Here is a 19,304-nt window from a genome sequence, read left to right as displayed (position 1 = left end):
GACGAAGTTCACTTCTGATGCTAGTTGGTCTAACACCTTGCAATGTTTGTCTTTTATACGTAATTTAAGGGTTTTCATGTACTTATATTAACAATCAAAACTCAAGGAAAATAGTCCTTAGTTAAATAAAACGACACTTCATGTCGTGTCGCTTATATCTCTGACCTGAAGGACAGAGTTTTACGCTCCATTTGATAAAAATAATTCAGATCAGATCCGACTGTGTCCAGCACCTTGGCAACTTCAAGGTGAAGCCTATATTTTAAATTATTGGCTCAGCCCGCATTTTTTAAATCTGGCACAGCCTTTTGGCTTAGCACCTTCTTTTTTAGGGCGTCTTGTTCAAGTCATGTGGGTACGTTATAACGCTAGCCCCATTGGCGCTTATGATGAGCTGCTGATTTTAGATCATCCTCTATTTAGGCAGCGTCGTTTATCTACCATTCCTAAAATTTTTGTTTCAACTGAGTCTTCTGTGCAACACGGACAACAGCTTTGGGGTATTCCGAAAGAACTGGCAAGCTTTGATTGGGATATTCAAGATCGACAGATGAGTTGCAAAATACAACACGCAGATTTGCAATTCGCCATTCAACTTGAAAAATGCAATACGCAACGTAGCTTTATTGATAGTCATTACATCCCTGCTGCGCTTTTAAAAATTCAGCAAACATGGCAAGGGAAATCTTATCAATTTAATCCTTCTTTTCGCGGCAGATTAATCCCACTCAAACATGCGTCTTGGCAATCGAATCCAAGTTTGTTTCCTGATTTTAATCAGGCACGCTTCATCAATAGTTTTTACGTGCCTGAGTTAGAACTGACTTTTCCAGAAGCCGAAATCTCTACTCTGGTTTAACCGTTCCACGTGAAACAGATTAACAAAGACAACCCAAGGTTTAGCTACGTGGTCGATCCCAAAATTTTCTAAAGTTTTTACACATTTCAATGCTGATTTTTTTGGCGCGACGCGACACAAAGGTCATGCTAATAAAACCATGTGTTTGATCTAAATATTCTACATATTTTACCGTGACAGCATGTTGACGTAATTTATGTGCATAAATTTCAGCTTCATCATGCAAAACGTCATGCCCTGCTGTGACCACAAAGGCAGGCGCTAGTTTTTTCAATTTGCCAAAAGTTGGCGAAATGATTGGATCATCCAAAGCGACCTGATGCTGTGTGACATAGTGCTGTGTGACAAAATCAACATCTTGCCCCGTCAGCACCAAACCATCTTTATAAGCAAAGAATGAAGGATGGCGACTCTTAAAATCTAAGGCTGGATAAATTAAAAATTGTGCGTCAGGTGCATAGGCTGAATGAGCACTACGCTGTGCAACCACCGCTGCAATATTACCACCCGCACTATCGCCTGCCACCGCTATGCGATTTTTTAAAATTTTCATTTCTCGACGATGTTGATATGCCCATGCCAAAGCATCTTCACAGACTTGAATAATCTGCTGTGGACTAGCTTCAGGCGCGAGTGGATATTCCACACTCAACACTTGTGCATGGGCATGTACCGCCATTAAGCGGCAAAATTCGTCATGACTGTCTAAACCACCCACCACAAAACCACCACCATGATAAAACACGATTAAAGGCAATTTTTTATGTGGTGCAGGATGATAATAACGCGCTGCGATATTGCCACTGGCTAAGTTTAAACGGATTTCTTCAACTCGTTTGACCGCAGTTGGAGTGCTCAGAATAGATTGCATTTGTCGATCAAATGCCTGTCTAGACTGTACAGGGTCAGCACCAATAAAACCAATTTTCCCTTGTTTTAATTGTGCCGCCATCATGCATTTAATAAAAGGATCAAGGTCTGGATATTGGTAAGGATAAGCCAAGACCTGCGCTAAGGCTTCATGCGCTCTGTCAGGCAATTTATTTAAAAAACGCGCAGCCGTTCCCTGCCCTTTGTGTAACCTCTGTTTAAGCGATGAATTCAAGATTTGCATGATTGTTCCTTTTTATATGCGTAAATTCTTCATCATTTCTTCATGATTAAATGCAAAATGACCATTTTGTTATACAAGTGCTTCAATCGTTATACATATCTAAACTTTCTATACGCTAACCTGCTTTTATGACGCTGTCATTGACAATTTAGCTGCCCATTATGCATGTTTCTTGCAAATTCATAGATTGGCTCAGGAGGTGGAACATGGCTAAAAAACTGATATTACTCTCATGCGCTACTGCTTTTTTAGCCGTAGGCTGTGTCGCATTTCCTGAAGATGGTTACTACGATGGTCGCTATGATCCTCGTTATGAACGTCGCCATGATTATGATGATCGACGTTAAGACTATGATCGTCAGCGTTGGGAATATCAACAGCGTCAACAACGGGTAGAATTGGAACGTCGCAAGCGTGAAATTGAGCGTCGTGAATGGGAGCAAAACCGACAAAAGCAATTGCAACAGCAACGGCAAAAACACGAGCAAGAACGCCAGCGTTTAGCTGAGCAACGTAAACGACTTTCGGAACAACAGCGCAAGCAGCTTGAACAAAAACGCAAGCAGCAAGTCGAAGCTGAACGTAAAAAACGTGAAGATATGCGTAAACGCATGCAACAACAGCGTGATGCACAACAAAAACGCTGGCAGGAAAACCGTAAAGAGCGTGAACAACGACGTGATCGTGATTGAGTCTTGCAGCAAAGCAAAACAAATGAGGTAAAAAAAGGGCTTATTCAGAAGTTAGATAAGCCCCGAAAACACATTTAGCAATACACAAGAAACTACAGCGATATAGCATCTATGCGCAAAGAATAAGCAGTGTTAGGTTTTGTGTAAAATATATAATTACTCTCGATTAAGCTGTTTTAGCGATTAATCAACCAAAACTTAAAAACTCTAATCATACGCATGCACAAATAGTGAACAAACACCCAGTCGAATCCTGTTGATAAAACAGTGTTTTTAGCTATCTCCGTAATAAAAGCACTGGTTTAGCTGAATAATCAGCTCCCTATTACCATACTTTTTTAAACAAAAAAATATTATAAGTTTCAAAGTTTAATTTGCTTCATTCATCCGCCGACATCTTGATTCAAAATGTATTTTTTTGACCAAATTTCATGGCAATGAAAATTAATCTACTGGCACGCTTGAATTTTGCCTGCCCTGCCCCGATTTCTTAGCTAATTACGAACTTCTCTAACCATGGCAGTTCAGCAATAACGCAGTTAGCACTGACGCCAAAGGACTGTACATGTTTAAAAACCCATTTAAACGGAGTAAATCAATGGCAACTGAGCAGAACGAACAAACTCAAGACCTTGAGCTAGAGCAGACGGAACAACAAACAGCGCAAGATACTGAGCAAGCAGAAGTTTCCGTTGAGTCTTTACAAGAACAACTGAGCAAACTTGAAGAAAACCTAAAATTGGAAAAAGCACGTACTGCCAATGCAGTTTACGAAGCGGAAAAAACCAAAGAGCGTTTAGAACGTGAAGCAGATACAGCTAAAAAGTTTGCTTTAGAAAAGTTTGCTAAAGAATTATTGGATTCTGTAGACAACCTTGAGCGTGCTATTGCCGCCAATGGTGATGAAAAAACTGCCTTGTCTGAAGGTGTGGAACTGACCTTGAAATCATTACTGACCACTTTAGAAAAGTTTGGTGTGGTGGTGATTGATACAGCCAATGGTTTCAATGCAGACCTGCATCAAGCCGTAGGGATTGATCCAAATGCAAAAGCCAATGAAATTGGCAACGTATTACAAAAAGGCTACACCTTACATGGTCGCTTACTCCGCCCTGCAATGGTGATGGTTGGCGCTTAAGCCTTATAAAATCGAGAGTTGATAAAAAATTTTCATCTAAACAACTTGAAAAATTTTGATTGGCTCTCATATCGAATAACAAGTGAAAACATTGCAAAAGAATTTTTGAGGAAACATCCAAATGGCTAAAATCATTGGTATTGACTTAGGTACAACTAACTCATGTGTAGCGGTACTTGAAGGCGACAAAGTTAAAGTAATTGAAAACGCAGAAGGCGCACGTACAACTCCATCTATTATTGCTTATAAAGATGGCGAAATTCTTGTAGGTCAATCTGCAAAGCGTCAGGCTGTAACTAACCCGAAAAACACATTATTCGCAATTAAGCGTTTGATTGGTCGTCGTTATGAAGACCAAGCGGTACAAAAAGACATTGGTCTTGTGCCTTACAAAATCATCAAAGCAGACAATGGCGATGCTTGGGTTGAAGTGAATGACAAGAAACTTGCACCACAGCAAATTTCTGCAGAAACTTTGAAAAAGATGAAAAAGACTGCCGAAGATTATTTGGGCGAAACAGTTACTGAAGCCGTGATTACTGTACCTGCGTACTTTAACGATGCACAGCGCCAAGCAACCAAAGATGCGGGTAAAATTGCAGGCTTAGAAGTTAAACGTATCATCAACGAACCAACTGCTGCTGCGCTTGCATTTGGTATGGACAAGAAAGAAGGCGACCGTAAAGTTGCTGTATATGACTTGGGTGGTGGTACTTTTGACGTATCGATCATTGAAATTGCAGACCTTGATGGCGACCAACAAATTGAAGTGTTATCAACCAACGGTGATACCTTCCTTGGTGGTGAAGACTTTGACAATGCCTTGATCGAATACTTGGTTGAAGAGTTCAAAAAAGAGCAAAACTTCAACTTGAAACAAGATCCATTGGCATTACAACGTCTGAAAGAAGCGGCTGAGAAAGCAAAAATCGAGCTTTCATCTTCAAATGCGACTGAAATCAACTTGCCATATATCACTGCAGACGCAACAGGTCCGAAGCACTTGGTGATGAACGTGACTCGCGCCAAACTTGAAGGTTTGGTTGCTGATTTAGTCGCTCGTACCATTGAGCCATGTAAAGTTGCGCTACAAGATGCAGGACTTTCAACTTCTGACATCTCTGACGTGATTTTGGTGGGTGGTCAATCACGTATGCCACTTGTACAACAAAAAGTACAAGAATTCTTTGGCAAAGAGCCACGTAAAGACGTAAACCCAGACGAAGCTGTTGCAATTGGTGCAGCAATTCAGGGTGCCGTATTGTCTGGTGACAAAACTGACGTATTGCTTCTAGACGTAACTCCGTTAACGCTTGGTATTGAAACTATGGGTGGCGTGTTGACGCCAATCATTGAGAAAAACACCACGATTCCTGCGAAGAAGTCTCAAGTGTTCTCAACAGCGGCAGACAACCAGCCTGCAGTAGACATTTCAGTTTACCAAGGTGAGCGCAAAATGGCTCAACAAAACAAATTGTTGGGTAACTTCCAATTAGGTGACATTCCACCAGCGCCACGCGGTGTGCCACAAATTGAAGTTTCGTTCGACATTAACGCTGACGGTATCTTGAAAGTGTCTGCAAAAGACAAGAGCACAGGCAAAGAACAATCGATTCAAATTAAAGCAAACTCTGGTTTGAGCGATGCTGAAATTGAAGCGATGATTAAAGATGCTGAAGCAAATGCTGAAGAAGACCGTAAGTTTGAAGAACTTGCAAAAGCACGTAACGAAGCGGATGCTTTAGTTTCTTCTGCTCAAAAAGCAGTAAAAGACCTTGGTGAACAAGTGACTGCCGATAAAAAAACTGCGATTGAAACTGCAGTCACTGAGCTTGAAGCGACAACCAAAGAAAATGATGTAGATGCAATCAAAGCAAAAACTGAAGCATTGCAAAACATCATCATGCCAATTACGCAACGTGCGTATGAAGCTGCACAAGGTCAAGGCGGTGCACAAGGTTTCGACCCAAATGCATTTGGCGGTGACGCAGGTCAACAAAAAGCCGATGATGGCGTTGTGGATGCTGAATTCACTGAAGTCAAAGATGATAAAAAATAATTTGTCGCTTTAACGCACATCAAAAACCGCGCTGCAAGCAATTGCAGCGCGGTTTTTCTTTTCGATATCCATACACTGACTTCAAGATTTAAATGAAAGAGCACAGACAATTGGACGCTCAACCGAGTACAATAGATAAAATGATGCTCTAACTGCAAATAGATTGAGTTTCTGCCCTACTTTCGGCTACAGTAAACCCAAAAAAGGATGCCGCTAGCAATGCGTTTGTTTCTATTGGGTGCAATCATACTGTTTTCTATCTTGCTGATTTATCAAAATATTCAACATCCGCACACACGGCACAATACTGCACTAAATCGTTTACAATATCCTTTAGATACTCGCCTACGTTATCGTATTGCTGAAGTCGACCCGCGTTTTGGCTTAAGCCATGCCGATTTACTGCAACTGAGTCAGGAAGCCACCTATATTTGGAAACAAGGAACGGGACAAGATTATTTTGTATATGACCCGAACGCCAAGCTCGCCATTCACTTGATTTATGATCAACGTCAAGGTGAATCAAACCAACGCCAACAACAACTTACAGCCATTGAACAACGCCAACAACACTGGAACAATCAAAACCAAAATATTCAAGCACTAAAACAAGAAATTGCAGATAAAAATCAACAACTTGATGCAAAAAAATGCTATTTGAACAACAACTTGAACAATACAATCGTCAAGTACAGCAAATTAACCAAAGTGGTGGGCTACATCCTTCGCAACAGGAAATTTTTGCAGCCAAAAAACAAGAAATCCAGCAACACATGTGGAGTTTAGAACACGAAATAGCGCAATTTAATCAGCAAATTAACCAGCTCAATCAACAAGTCGATGCCCTCAATCAACTTAATCAAGACATTGATGTATCCATCCAGCAATTTAATGCACGTTTTCAACCACGTTTATTTGATAAAGGCAGCTTTGATGGTCAGGCCATTCGGATTTATGAGTTTCAATCTAAAGATGATTTACGTCTAACTTTGGCGCATGAATTTGGTCATGCTTTGGGTTTAGCACACCATAACGACCCTTATGCCTTAATGTATCCAATGCTAAAAGATCAGCAGTTGCAGAATTTCCAACTGCGCCCTGCCGATCTCGATTTACTCCATGCACGGCATTGAGCAATCTGGCAAACTGAAGTGACTAAAACACAAAACTCCCCTCACCCTGTACGATAGTTGCATATCCATTACACGTGCAAAGGCAGCAAATTTACTCATTTCATGTTATTGTGAAGGCTCTGTATAACCCTGAACGATCTGTGGAGATTCATGTGAGTTACTACCATATCCTGATTGAAGTAAATGACCACATCAGCACGATTGAACAAAGCCGTGATATCGAAATTTTTGATATTGTTGAGCTTCAACCTTGTCTCCACTCGATTTTATTGCCGTATTTTAATGAGCAAGTGATTGAACTTGAAGATGAAAATATTGAATACAAAGATATTTTGCATCTTGAGGTTAGACAGACCTTATTACCAATTGAACACCTGATTGAAGAAGAACAGCGTTTGCTGCCAAGTGATACCGACATCACCATTTCAGCTTATGAAATTTTTAATAACAAAGAATTAAGCCAAGATGTCACGACTGTGATTTTTGATTTGCTTGAAGCAGTGAAAATTGAACCTTAATCCCCTGTTTTAAGAAAAAAATTAAAAAGGTCTGCACATTTGCAGACCTTTTTAATGCAATCACAACAACTTATTGCATCATTTGTTTGGCCGCTTCATTACGAAACGCTCTTAAAATTTGCTGCCCTGCCCGACCTGTTGCAGCCAAGCCGAGTCGAGTCTGTTCCTGACGAATCGCTTGACGGGTTTTGTCGCCAATTAAACCATCCACTTCACCAATGTCATAACCACGGCTTAACAAAAAGCGTTGAATTTCACGGCGTTCTGCGCGGGATGTACCTGCATCATCGGTTGGCCAAGCGGTGCGGAATGCAGACTGCCCCATTAAACGATCTGATAAATGCGCAATCGCTAAGGCATAACTTTCTGCTGCGTTATAGCTATAAATGGCATCGAAGTTTCTAAACACTAAGAATACAGGGCCATTCGCACCTGCAGGTGCCATCAAGCCTGCCTGACTACTGCCCGATAAATTGCCCTGAATTAATGCCGAACCATCTGCACGAGTCAACCCACGATTAACCCAACTGCTGAGGGATTTTTTATTGCGTCGCCCTTCACCACTCAAAGACATGCCTGCAGGCACTTTGACTTCAAAGCCCCACGGCTGCCCTGTTTGCCAGCCGCGACGTTTTAAAAAGTTAGCGGTGGAAGCCAAAGCATCTGGAATACTAGATACTAAGTCACGGCGACCATCACCATCAAAATCGACCGCCAACTCATCATAGGTCGATGGCATAAACTGAGTATGCCCAAACGCCCCTGCCCATGAGCCTTTTAATTGTGATTCAGTGACATCACCACGTTGCAATAAACGCATGGTGGTAAAAAACTCACCTCGGAAATAGCTTTGACGGCGTCCTTCACAGCTCAAGGTACCTAGCGCTTGCAATAATGGATAGGATCCTGAAATCGCACCAAAGTTACTTTCTACACCCCAAACCGCCACTACGGTTTCTGCAGGTACGCCATAGGCTGCTGCAACACGATTGAGCGCATCACGGTGCTGTGCCAATTTCTGCTGTCCTGCCTGCACGCGCTCATCATCGACCAAGCCTGAGAGATAATCCCAGATTGGCGTAGAAAATTCAGGTTGGTAATTTAAACGCTCAATGACTGAATAATCTGGACTGAGATTTTGAGTATAGCGATCATAACTGCTGCCACTCACCCCTTTGGCAATGGCTTGGCTGCGTAAATTGGCCAAACAACTTTGAAAATGGTTTTGTGGTTGAAAATTTGCAGATGTACTGACCGTTGGTGTTACGGTGACAGATTTTCCATTGATAATCAGTTCTGCCTGAACCTGAGTAGCTGCCATTGCAGCTGTCGCAAAAATCACAGCGAAACGATGCATAATACCCTTTGATGTGTTTTGAATTTAAATCTTGGCTTTACCATAACACCTTCAGCCACAGAGATCAGATGAAAATCTGTAACTTTAAATTCATTTACACAGTTTTAAATTCATTTTCTCGTTTTAAATTTAAAACACTTATCCACAAGTACAGCATCTCACATTTTTAAATTCAAAATCACAACACATGATAAAACTTTTAAATTTAAAAGTTTAAATTCAAATTAAACCAACCCAAGTTACCCACAAAACACGACATTCACTGCATATTTACGATGTATTGCTTTGAATTTAAAAGTAGCTTTTTAAATTTAAAGATCAAAAGAGCCGCTACTTTATTTAAATTCAAAACTGCAGATCTATCTTTAAATTCATTTCTGATATTTAAATTCAAAGTTGAAGCATCGCTTTAAATTTAAAACGCGCTATTTGAATTTAAAGTTTTGAATTCATAATTATCATCTGTTTCCCATCAGACTTGTGCGCATTTTTATTTTAAGTATTGCTTTGCTACGGTGATGGTTGCTTATTCAGCCTGATCTATCTTAATCAACCTAAAATTACAGCGTCAATCCTAGACAGATTAACGGTAGAACACCTTAAAAATAGGCAGAATAAAAACGTGAAAGTATAAAAAAGCGCTCATCGTGATGAGCGCTTTGGTGTCATTTTTAAATTTACAAGCTCATATCAGCACTGAGCGCCAATGGATTTGGCAAAATTTTTGCCAATTGGCGGCATAAATCTGTCAATTCAGCGGCATCATTCGGCATTAAAGTAATATGCCCAATTTTACGGCCTTCACGCTCAGTTTTATTGTACAAATGCAAATGTGCGCCATTCAATGCCAACACATCTTCAGTTTTGGGATGCTGACCAATAATATTGACCATCACCGTTGGACGTACCACTTCAGTTGAGCCTAACGGTAAACCTGCTACAGCACGAATATGGTTCTCAAACTGCGAACACACCGCGCCTTCAATTGACCAGTGACCTGAGTTATGCACACGAGGTGCCATCTCGTTGGCATACAAGCCCTTGTCAGTGACAAATAGCTCTAACGTCAACACACCTACATAATTCAAGTGATTGAGCAGGCGAGTGATATAGTCTTGTGCCGCAGGCTGCAAGTCAGCGCTGTTTGGTGCAGGGACAATCGAATGCGACAAAATACCGTTGTGATGATGGTTTTCTGCCAATGGCCAAGTTTTTACTTCACCATTTTGACCACGCACCGCAATAATAGATACTTCACGTGAAAAAGTAACAAAACTTTCTGCGATCAAGCTGCCTGCAGGGCCAAGTTCTGCCCATGCTTGTTCAATCTGATCTGCACTGCGCAAGACAAACTGACCTTTGCCATCATAGCCGCCTGTTGCGGTTTTTAGCACAATTGGCAGACCAAGTTCAGCTACAGCAGCCTGTAAACTTTCCAGCGAGTTGACCGCTTTATACGGCGCAACAGGAATCGTCAATTCATCAAATAAGCCTTTTTCCAGCAAGCGGTTTTGGGCAATTGCCAAAGCCTGACGTGGTGGATGCAAGTCTTTGTGCTTAATCAATACATCAACATCAGCCAACGGAGTATTTTCAAACTCAAGGCTGAATACATCGGCACTGTGTATAAAATCTTGTAGGCTATTTTCGCTTTTGCTGGCAAAAACCTGACCCAAGGTTGCCGCTGGGCAATCTGGACTGGCTTCAAAAAAGGTACATTGAATATTTAAGGGTAAAGCCGCTTGTGCCATCATGCGACCCAATTGACCGCCACCAAAAATACCGATGGTCTTATCCATAGTAATTGTCCCGCTTAAGCCTGACCTGGAATATTGTTGCTTGAAACTTTCTCAGTTTGCGCGGCACGGAAATTGACAACATTTTGTGCAATCTCTGGACGGGTTAAACCTAAAATTTGGGCTGCCATAATTGCCGCATTGGTTGCTCCCGCAGGACCAATAGCCAATGTACCTACCGCAATACCCGCAGGCATTTGCACAATTGAAAGTAATGAATCGACACCATTTAAAATTGAAGATTTCACTGGCACACCTAAAACAGGTAAATCAGTTTTAGCTGCACACATACCTGGTAAGTGTGCGGCACCACCAGCGCCTGCAATAATCACCTGAATGCCACGATCACGCGCTTGTTCAGCATATTCAAATAAGCGATCTGGGGTACGGTGTGCAGAAACGACTTCCGCTTCAAATGGGACACCAAGCTGCTTCAGCATATTGGCAGTGTGTTCGAGAGTTGCCCAATCCGATTGAGAACCCATGATAATTCCAACGAGAGGAGCGTCTTGTGCAGCGGCCGCGTTCATTACAAATATTCCAGAAACGAAACTAAGGAAAGAGAAATTCAGGCGAGAAAGCCAAGCTTGAATAAGAACTCCACATTATAGACTGATTTTTCGACTTGTTAAAATTGAACACGGCGACTCAACCGACTTTTTTGATTATTTTTATCGGGTTATTTTAAAGAATTGAAAACAGTTAAACAAAATAGGTGAACCTAAAGCTATTCAAGCGAGCTAAAACTCGTCTTTAAGGCGCACGAAATACAAAATACACGCAACCACATAAACATAAGGCTGCCCATAAATAATCCAGTTTAAAAGGTTGCTTAAACAGAAAAATCATAAACGGTACAAACACCAATAAAGTCACAACTTCTTGGGTAATTTTCATTTGACCTACCGCCCAGCCATGCTGCGCCAGCAAACGGGTAGCAGGAATCATCAAACTGTATTCAAATAGGGCGATCACCCAACTGAATAAAATTGCCTGCCACAGCGGAGCATCATGTGGTAAAAACTTGAGATGACCATACCACGCCAAGGTCATAAAACAGTTTGCAATCACCAAAAGTAAAAGTGCTGAAGACATTGTGTCGTACTATCTTAAAAATTCAGTTTTATTTTACGAGCTATTTGCCATAAAAAATGCAAGAGCAGCAATTTTTTACATCCTTTGGCGCAGATTCAGCTCAGAAAAATCCCTGAAATGAGATACAAGAATCACTATCTTTTCGCCAAAACCCTTGCTATCGTTGCTTCAAATCAAATTAATCACGACAACAGCACAAAAATACGTGATGTGTCTATAAAAGCAGTGGAGTAAGGCGGAATGCATCTGCATATTTTGGGTATTTGTGGCACATTTATGGGCTCTTTGGCACTTTTGGCCCGCGATTTAGGACATACCGTCACAGGTTCAGACCAAAACGTCTATCCACCGATGTCGACTCAACTGGAAAATGCAGGCATTACCTTAATGCAAGGTTATGACCGCAGCCATTTACAACCGCATCCTGATTTAGTGATTGTGGGCAATGCCATGAAACGTGGGATTGATGCGGTTGAATATATGCTGAATGCTGGTTTGCCGTATATTTCTGGCCCGCAATTTTTGGCCGATCATGTTTTGCAAGGAAAACACGTACTGGGCGTTGCAGGCACGCACGGCAAAACCACCACCACCACCATGTTGGCGTGGGTATTGGATCAGGCAGGCTTGGAACCGGGCTTTTTAATTGGCGGCGTTCCGTTAGGCTTTAGTGAAAGTGCACGTTTGGGTGCAGGTAAATATTTCTGTGTCGAAGCCGATGAATACGACTCTGCATTTTTTGATAAACGCTCCAAGTTCGTGCATTACCATCCTAAAACCGCCATTTTAAATAACCTTGAATTTGACCATGCCGATATTTTTGATGATTTAGCTGCAATTCAAAAACAATTCCATCATTTGGTGCGTACCATCCCAAGTGAAGGGCGCATTATTGCCCCAATTACAGAAACCCATATTGATGAAGTGTTAGAAATGGGTTGCTGGACACCTGTGCTACGTACTTCGCTCAATGCAGATCCACAAGCGGAACTGTATGCAGAACAACTTGCAGCAGATGGTTCACATTTTAAAGTTCTGAAAAATGGTGTGCTACAAGGTGAAGTGCGCTGGAATATGACAGGGCAACACAGTGTCGCCAATGCCTTGGCAACCATCGCCGCAGCAGAGCATGTTGGGGTTGCAATTGAAACCGCATGTGCAGCGCTGTCCAATTTTGGTGGGGTGAAACGCCGTATGGAGTTATTAGGCACCATACGCGGCATTGAAGTCTATGATGACTTTGCCCACCATCCAACCGCAATTGAAACCACACTGGACGGCGCACGTAAGCGTTTGGGTGAGCGTAAGCTTTGGGCGATTATTGAACCACGTTCCAACACCATGCGCATGGGCAGTCATAAAGAGGGCTTGGCAGATTCAGCACGTTTGGCGGATGCTGTGATTTGGTATCAACCTGAAGGTTTAGACTGGGATTTACAGCCTGTGGTTGCGGCTGCTCGCAATCATGCGGTGGTGGCCAATACTTTGGATGAAATTATTCAAAAAATCGTGAGCCAAGCAGGTGAGGGCGATGCAGTGGTGATTATGTCAAATGGTGGATTTGGTGGTTTACATCAAAAACTCATTCAAGCGTTGCAACACACGGCTTAAAATCGCTTAAACTGATTTAAAACTCTTTCAAAAAAAATCCCCTGTTTTTGGCAAAAAATAGGGGGTTTTTATATTAATTATAAATTTATATATTATAATTATTAAAAGCAACAATACTGCTCATGAACTTGTCATCTTGACCTGTTACTTTAAAAAGATTACATCCTGCGAGCATGACGGTTGCTACAGGTTGGCTGCTGGATGTCTTTCATCATTATTACTAAGAAGGATGGTCACAATGTCAAAAACAATGAAAGCCATGGTCTACCACGGCGCCAATGATATTCGTTTTGAAGAACGCCCACGTCCAGAAATTTTACAACCAACAGATGCCGTGATTCGTCTCACCAAAACTACAATTTGCGGTACTGACTTAGGTATTTGGAAAGGTAAAAACCCAGAAATTCAAGACACTGCAGTTGCCAAGACAGGGCTATTTGATGGCCGTATTTTAGGTCACGAAGGTATCGGGATTGTTGAAGAAGTCGGTTCGGCAGTCAAAAATTTCAAAAAAGGCGACAAGGTCATTATTTCTTGTGTCAGCCGTTGTGGTACTTGTGAAAACTGTCAAAAACAACTCTATGCACACTGCCAAAATGAAGGCGGTTGGATCATGGGATATATGATTGATGGTACTCATGCTGAATATGTCCGTACTCCATTTGCAGACACTTCTTTATATTTGCTGCCTGAAGGTTTAAATGAAGAAGTTGCGGTTTTCTTGTCTGATGTATTGCCAACTTCACATGAAATTGGTGTGCAATACGGCAATGTTAAACCTGGTGATACCATTGCAATTGTGGGTACAGGTCCAATTGGCATGGGTTGTCTGCTTACCGCACAGTTCTATTCTCCTGCACAAATTATCGCAGTCGATATGGACGATAACCGCTTGGCGATGGCAAAAGAGTTGGGTGCAACCCATACCATTAACTCTGCCAAAGAAGATGCGGTACAACGTATTTTAGAGATTACAGGTGGTCGCGGGGTAGACTGTGCCATGGAAGCTGTAGGTGTCGAAGCCACTTGGGATATTTGCCAAAATGTCGTGAAAGAGGGCGGACATATTGCCAATGTGGGCGTACATGGTAAGTCGGTAAATTTTGAGTTAAACAAACTCTGGATTAAAAACCTGACCATCACTACGGGTTTGGTGAATACCAATACGACAGGTATGCTGTTAAAAACCTGCTGTTCAGGCAAATTACCTTTAGAAAAACTGGCAACGCACCATTTTAAATTCTCTGAATTTGAAAAAGCCTATGATGTGTTTAAACATGCTTCAGATGAAAATGCCATGAAAGTGATGATTAATTACGAATAATCTTGGCTTAACTATGTTACAAAAAAGCCAATCTACGCGCTGTGGATTGGCTTTTTTGGGCTTTTATAATATTTTCAAGAAAATTTTAGACTGCACGACAGACGAAGTCTGCATGCTGTTTTAATACCAACACATTAGATTATTTCAACGTAGAAAGACTTTTAAGCCACGACATCAGCATATTGTGTATCTGTTTCAAAAGCCGTCTCAATATAAGAGCACACGGGTACAATTTTTAGCTGCTTTTCACGTGCAAAGGCGACCAAAATATCTAATAGCTGACGGGCAACCCCTTGACCTCGTAATGTCAGATCGACCCAAGTGTGATCTGCTAAAATAGTGTGATCATCTTGATATTGATAAGTAATTTCAGCGATATGCCGACCATCTCGTTCAATAAAAAACTCGCCACCGCGTTGGGTTTCTTGATGTTGAATTTGCATAAGTCCACCTATCAAACTAAATCTATTTTTTCAATTTGCCACACTCTTTACGAAATATTGTGCTGAATTTGTACAAATTAAAGTGATTTACCATACAGAATAAATTGCACAACACTTAAAATTATGTAATTCTTTACGCAGATTTAGGCAGCGTCCTAATCCCAAATTATGTTGAACAAGGGGAGTAGCCTCCTCCAAGCGTTAAAATATAACTTTAACGTGTCAGCGTTTCGTCATTACACTTTGCAAAAAGTCGGACGCTGAGCATAGTGCACATACTTGTTGATACAAGTCCGCTCTATGTAGGCAAGACCTTGATCATGTTGTTACAGATGTTTGAAATCATCTGACAACAGGTCAAGGTTTTTTTGTGGCCAGTTGTTGGATGTGGAGATTGTATGGAATCCATCGGCAATTTATGGCTATATCTGGTCTTTTTTGCAATTGTTGCAGTCATGCTCGCCATTGACTTCTTAGGCTTTAAACAAAAAGCAGGCGAATCGGTCAAAGTCAAAACCGCTGCGTATTGGAGTATCGCCTGGGTCAGTGTGGCAGCTTTATTTGGTGGCGGTTTATGGCTGTATCTTAAACACAGCGTTGGGCTAGAAGTCGCCAACACCAAAGTCATGGAATACTTTGCGGGTTATTTGCTGGAAAAATCACTGGCGATTGATAATGTATTCGTTTGGTTGATGATCTTCGCCGCATTCGCCATCCCACCGGGCTTACAGCGTAAAATTTTACTCTACGGCGTACTGGGCGCAATTATTCTCAGAACCATTTTTATTTTTATTGGAGCTTGGTTTGTACAAGAATTCTCCTGGATTTTGTATATTTTTGGCGCATTTTTGGTCTACACAGGCTTTAAATTCTTAAAAGGTCCAGAGCAAGAAGCCAGCAATATTGAAGATATGGCGTTGTTGAAATGGCTACGCAAACACATGCGTATTACCCCAACACTGGAAAAAGATCAGTTTTTTGTGCGCCAAAATGGTGTACTTTGGGCAACGCCATTATTTTTAGTTTTAATTTTGGTCGAAGCATCTGACGTTATTTTTGCCGTGGATTCCATCCCTGCAATTTTTGCCGTGACTACCGATCCGTTTATTGTACTCACTGCAAATCTTATGGCTATTTTGGGCTTACGTGCCATGTTTTTCTTGCTCTCAGGCGCAGCCACTAAAATGCATTATTTACCGTATGGACTGGGTTTAATTTTACTATTTATTGGCTTTAAAATGCTGATGTTAGATGTATTCCACATGCCTATCTGGATTTCACTCGGCTTTATTGTACTTGTGCTGACAATCACTGCGTGGTTATCAATTCGACATAGTCGAAAACACCATGAAACCACATTATAAAATTTAACAGTCCTCATCATCGTTGCAAGCCTTCTTTCGAGAAGGCTTTTTGTATTCATTTCACCAAGTTTTAATTTACCGTACGATAAATTTTATCGTACTGCTGCAAGCTACATTTAAGGTACAATCTCTTGAAAAATGAAAAATGTAGGTTGTTTTATGCCATCTCCTGTACAACGCACCGCAATTCGTGGTCGCTTTCTTGATTTCAAAAACTGTACCAGCCAAGCCGATCAAATTTCAGAACAAGTCCGTTATGTAGACGATGGCTTGTTAATTTGCGAACAAGGCAAAATTCAGTGGTTTGGTTCATGGCAAGAAGGGCAGGCAAAGCTAAACGCCAACACAGAGTTCCATCATTATCCTGACCATCTCATTGTGCCTGGCTTCATCGACACCCATATTCATTTTCCACAGACTGAAATGATTGGCGCGTATGGTGAACAATTACTGGAATGGCTGAATACTTATACTTTTCCGACTGAACTGCAATTTGCAGATAAAGCCTATGCTGATCAGATTGCACAATTTTTTGTGCAGGAATTACTGAAAAATGGCACCACCACAGCTTTGGTGTTTTGTACGGTACATCCTGAATCGGTAGATGCGTTGTTTGAAGCGGCAGCACAACATCAAATGCGTTTAATTGCAGGTAAAGTGCTGATGGATCGGCATGCACCTGAAGCATTGTGTGACAGTGCAGACTCAGGCTATACAGACTCTAAAGCGTTGATTGAAAAATGGCATGGAAAAGGACGTAATCTCTACGCGATTACGCCACGTTTTGCACCGACTTCTAGCCCTGAGCAACTGGCGCGGGCAGGGCAACTCAAAGCCGAATATCCCGATGTTTATGTACATACCCATTTAAGTGAAAATCACAATGAAATTGCGTGGGTGAAACAATTATTTCCAGAGCAAAATGGATATTTAGATGTTTATCATCACTATGGTTTAACAGGTTCACGTTCGGTTTTTGCGCATTGTGTGCATTTAGAAGAACATGAATGGCAATGTCTGCATCATACCGATTCTGCAATTGCCTTTTGTCCAAGCTCCAATTTATTTTTGGGCAGCGGTTTATTTCCGCTGCATAAAACTTGGGAGCGACAGGTGAAGGTCGGTTTAGGTACAGATATTGGCGCAGGCACCACGTTTAATGTACTGCATATCCTCAATGAAGCCTATAAAGTACAACAACTGCAAGGGGCAAAACTCTCTGCTTTTGAAGCGTTGTATCACGCCACATTAGGTGCTGCCAAAGCTTTGGACTTAGACGATAAGCTGGGGAATTTTAAGGTAGGCAAAGAAGCCGATTTTGTGGTGCTGGATTTAAATGCCACCGCTTTACAACGCTTACGACAACAACGTTCCAAACATCTTGAAGATGCATTATTTGCCCTCATTACTTTAGCAGATGACCGTAATATTCATGCGACCTATATTTATGGACAACGTGCCTACTACCAACCCGATCAAAACTCAGCAGCAGGTGGCTAAACCTACGCAACCCTCGTATATAAAACCTATCGGATGGGCAATGCTGATACTCGGTTGTGCCTTGTTGTTACGCACAGATTCTCACCCAGCACAAAAATGATGCTATTTCAACCATGCAAGCACGTGCAACATCGCGCAAGATATATTAAAATTAGGGCATATTTTGGGGTGTTGCAGGTCAACACCTTTTTTATTTTTGCTTTTTAGGTATCTACCCATGACAGTTGAAATGCAGGTTTTGATTTCTGCAGAAGAAATCCAGACAAAAGTTCAGGAACTTGGTCAAAAAATTAATGCTCATTATGCCAATAGCGACAAAGAGTTGGTTTTAATTGGCTTATTACGTGGCTCTGTATTGTTCATGGCAGATTTATGCCGCACCATTCACAAGCCGCATGAACTGGATTTTATGACTGTATCCAGCTACGGCGGGGGCACGGTGTCATCGCGTGATGTGAAAATTTTAAAAGATTTAGATGGTGAAATTCGCGGTAAAGATGTTTTGGTAGTTGAAGATATTATCGACTCGGGCAACACCCTAAATAAAGTGATGGAAATTTTGCAAACCCGCGAGCCAAATTCAATTGAGCTATGTACCTTAATTAGCAAGCCATCACGCCGTGAAATTGAACTTGAAGTTAAATTCATGGGCTTTGAAATTGAAGATAAGTTTATTGTCGGTTATGGCTTGGATTATGACCAAAAATATCGTCATATTCCGTTTATTGGCGAAATTGGCTTATAAAACAAACACGCCTCGCTTAAAAAAAGTGATCGTTTCAGATCACTTTTTTTATGGCTAAAATTTGCATTTCATCTATCTAACAGGACAAAAACACAACATGCTGTAGCATTATTCGACTATTTTCCTTGGGATTTTTCAGCAAAAATAAGTCTGAAACATGATGTAAAACATAAACAAAGATAACAAGGAGCTGCTCATGTGGTCATTAATTGTCGCAATTGTGGTGGGTTTTATTGCAGGTTTAATCGCCCGTGCGATTCATCCTGGAGATGACAAAGCAGGGTTTATTGTCACAACCTTACTCGGGATTGCAGGGTCTTTATTGGCAACCTATGCAGGGCGTATGATGGGATTGTACGGTGATGGTTCTGCCGCAGGTTTTATTGCTTCCATCATTGGTGCGCTGATTATTCTGTTTATTTATAATACTATAGGACTTACGCATTGACGGATTCAAAAAAGTATTAAAATACTTTATAAAGTATCTGTGATCAGACGAATTAAACATGCTTCTACAGCAACTTGTACATTACCCATTTATATGGGCTTTCTCATG

General features: G+C 41.3%; 16 protein-coding genes and 2 pseudogenes. 12 read left to right on the top strand and 6 right to left on the bottom strand.

The window, feature by feature from the left end; genetic code table 11:
* Nucleotides 1–214 precede the first annotated feature (214 nt).
* Nucleotides 215–859 carry an acetoacetate decarboxylase family protein gene (locus AC07E5_RS11175; RefSeq protein ID WP_180112029.1) on the top strand — a complete coding sequence of 215 codons (645 nt, stop codon included), beginning with the start codon at nt 215–217 and terminating at the stop codon, nt 857–859.
* A gap of 40 nt (nt 860–899) precedes the next feature.
* On the opposite strand, the gene AC07E5_RS11170 is transcribed toward AC07E5_RS11175, so the two are convergent.
* On the bottom strand, nt 900–1,973 hold the full coding sequence (locus tag AC07E5_RS11170) for an alpha/beta hydrolase (RefSeq protein ID WP_498625488.1): 1,074 nt from the start codon (nt 1,971–1,973) through the stop codon (nt 900–902).
* Nucleotides 1,974–2,179: 206 nt separating this feature from the next.
* Between AC07E5_RS11170 and AC07E5_RS11165 the strand changes: the two are divergent.
* The 5 genes and pseudogenes from AC07E5_RS11165 to AC07E5_RS11145 all read left to right on the top strand — a co-directional run bounded on the left by AC07E5_RS11165 (nt 2,180) and on the right by AC07E5_RS11145 (nt 7,513).
* Nucleotides 2,180–2,665 (top strand): annotated as a pseudogene (locus tag AC07E5_RS11165) (hypothetical protein).
* 565 nt (nt 2,666–3,230) lie between these two features.
* Nucleotides 3,231–3,803, top strand: coding sequence for a nucleotide exchange factor GrpE (gene grpE / locus AC07E5_RS11160; protein ID WP_257220042.1), 573 nt, complete (start codon nt 3,231–3,233; stop codon nt 3,801–3,803).
* Between the two features lie 121 nt (nt 3,804–3,924).
* A complete protein-coding gene (dnaK, locus tag AC07E5_RS11155) occupies nt 3,925–5,862 on the top strand; it encodes a molecular chaperone DnaK (protein WP_498625487.1) in 1,938 nt (645 codons plus the stop codon).
* Nucleotides 5,863–6,081: 219 nt separating this feature from the next.
* Nucleotides 6,082–6,995, top strand: a pseudogene (locus AC07E5_RS11150) (matrixin family metalloprotease).
* 140 nt (nt 6,996–7,135) lie between these two features.
* Nucleotides 7,136–7,513 (top strand): hypothetical protein, encoded by a 378-nt coding sequence (locus tag AC07E5_RS11145; RefSeq protein ID WP_162164695.1) that lies wholly within the window; start codon nt 7,136–7,138, stop codon nt 7,511–7,513.
* Nucleotides 7,514–7,583: 70 nt separating this feature from the next.
* Here AC07E5_RS11145 and AC07E5_RS11140 read toward each other — a convergent pair whose 3' ends face one another.
* The 4 genes from AC07E5_RS11140 to AC07E5_RS11125 form a co-directional block, all read right to left on the bottom strand.
* A complete protein-coding gene (locus tag AC07E5_RS11140) occupies nt 7,584–8,870 on the bottom strand; it encodes a lytic murein transglycosylase (protein WP_317097924.1) in 1,287 nt (428 codons plus the stop codon).
* A gap of 677 nt (nt 8,871–9,547) precedes the next feature.
* Nucleotides 9,548–10,669: a 5-(carboxyamino)imidazole ribonucleotide synthase gene (locus AC07E5_RS11135; protein WP_180044400.1), complete on the bottom strand. Its 1,122-nt coding sequence runs from the start codon at nt 10,667–10,669 to the stop codon at nt 9,548–9,550.
* A gap of 14 nt (nt 10,670–10,683) precedes the next feature.
* On the bottom strand, nt 10,684–11,196 hold the full coding sequence (gene purE / locus AC07E5_RS11130; RefSeq protein WP_004969800.1) for a 5-(carboxyamino)imidazole ribonucleotide mutase: 513 nt from the start codon (nt 11,194–11,196) through the stop codon (nt 10,684–10,686).
* A 223-nt stretch (nt 11,197–11,419) separates the two neighbouring features.
* Nucleotides 11,420–11,761: a DMT family protein gene (locus tag AC07E5_RS11125; RefSeq protein WP_019836196.1), complete on the bottom strand. Its 342-nt coding sequence runs from the start codon at nt 11,759–11,761 to the stop codon at nt 11,420–11,422.
* A 240-nt stretch (nt 11,762–12,001) separates the two neighbouring features.
* Between AC07E5_RS11125 and mpl the strand changes: the two genes are divergently transcribed.
* Together mpl and AC07E5_RS11115 are read left to right on the top strand one after the other, a co-directional pair.
* Nucleotides 12,002–13,372 carry a UDP-N-acetylmuramate:L-alanyl-gamma-D-glutamyl-meso-diaminopimelate ligase gene (gene mpl, locus AC07E5_RS11120; protein WP_004969796.1) on the top strand — a complete coding sequence of 457 codons (1,371 nt, stop codon included), beginning with the start codon at nt 12,002–12,004 and terminating at the stop codon, nt 13,370–13,372.
* Nucleotides 13,373–13,610: 238 nt separating this feature from the next.
* Nucleotides 13,611–14,696, top strand: coding sequence for a zinc-dependent alcohol dehydrogenase family protein (locus tag AC07E5_RS11115; RefSeq protein WP_096902007.1), 1,086 nt, complete (start codon nt 13,611–13,613; stop codon nt 14,694–14,696).
* 161 nt (nt 14,697–14,857) lie between these two features.
* On the opposite strand, the gene AC07E5_RS11110 is transcribed toward AC07E5_RS11115, so the two are convergent.
* The gene (locus AC07E5_RS11110) at nt 14,858–15,139 is read right to left on the bottom strand and encodes a GNAT family N-acetyltransferase (RefSeq protein WP_004969793.1); all 282 of its coding nucleotides are present in this window, start codon (nt 15,137–15,139) and stop codon (nt 14,858–14,860) included.
* Between the two features lie 398 nt (nt 15,140–15,537).
* Between AC07E5_RS11110 and AC07E5_RS11105 the strand changes: the two genes are divergently transcribed.
* The 4 genes from AC07E5_RS11105 to AC07E5_RS11090 all read left to right on the top strand — a co-directional run bounded on the left by AC07E5_RS11105 (nt 15,538) and on the right by AC07E5_RS11090 (nt 19,196).
* Nucleotides 15,538–16,503, top strand: a complete 966-nt coding sequence (locus AC07E5_RS11105; RefSeq protein WP_104852786.1) for a TerC family protein — start codon at nt 15,538–15,540, stop codon at nt 16,501–16,503.
* Between the two features lie 159 nt (nt 16,504–16,662).
* Nucleotides 16,663–18,003 (top strand): guanine deaminase, encoded by a 1,341-nt coding sequence (guaD, locus tag AC07E5_RS11100; protein ID WP_154321230.1) that lies wholly within the window; start codon nt 16,663–16,665, stop codon nt 18,001–18,003.
* A gap of 217 nt (nt 18,004–18,220) precedes the next feature.
* Nucleotides 18,221–18,748: a hypoxanthine phosphoribosyltransferase gene (gene hpt, locus AC07E5_RS11095; protein ID WP_019836204.1), complete on the top strand. Its 528-nt coding sequence runs from the start codon at nt 18,221–18,223 to the stop codon at nt 18,746–18,748.
* 196 nt (nt 18,749–18,944) lie between these two features.
* Nucleotides 18,945–19,196 (top strand): GlsB/YeaQ/YmgE family stress response membrane protein, encoded by a 252-nt coding sequence (locus tag AC07E5_RS11090; protein WP_498625485.1) that lies wholly within the window; start codon nt 18,945–18,947, stop codon nt 19,194–19,196.
* Nucleotides 19,197–19,304: the final 108 nt, after the last annotated feature.

The sequence above is a fragment of the Acinetobacter seohaensis genome, from assembly GCF_056431365.1.
This window is presented reverse-complemented; position numbering and strand designations above follow the sequence as displayed.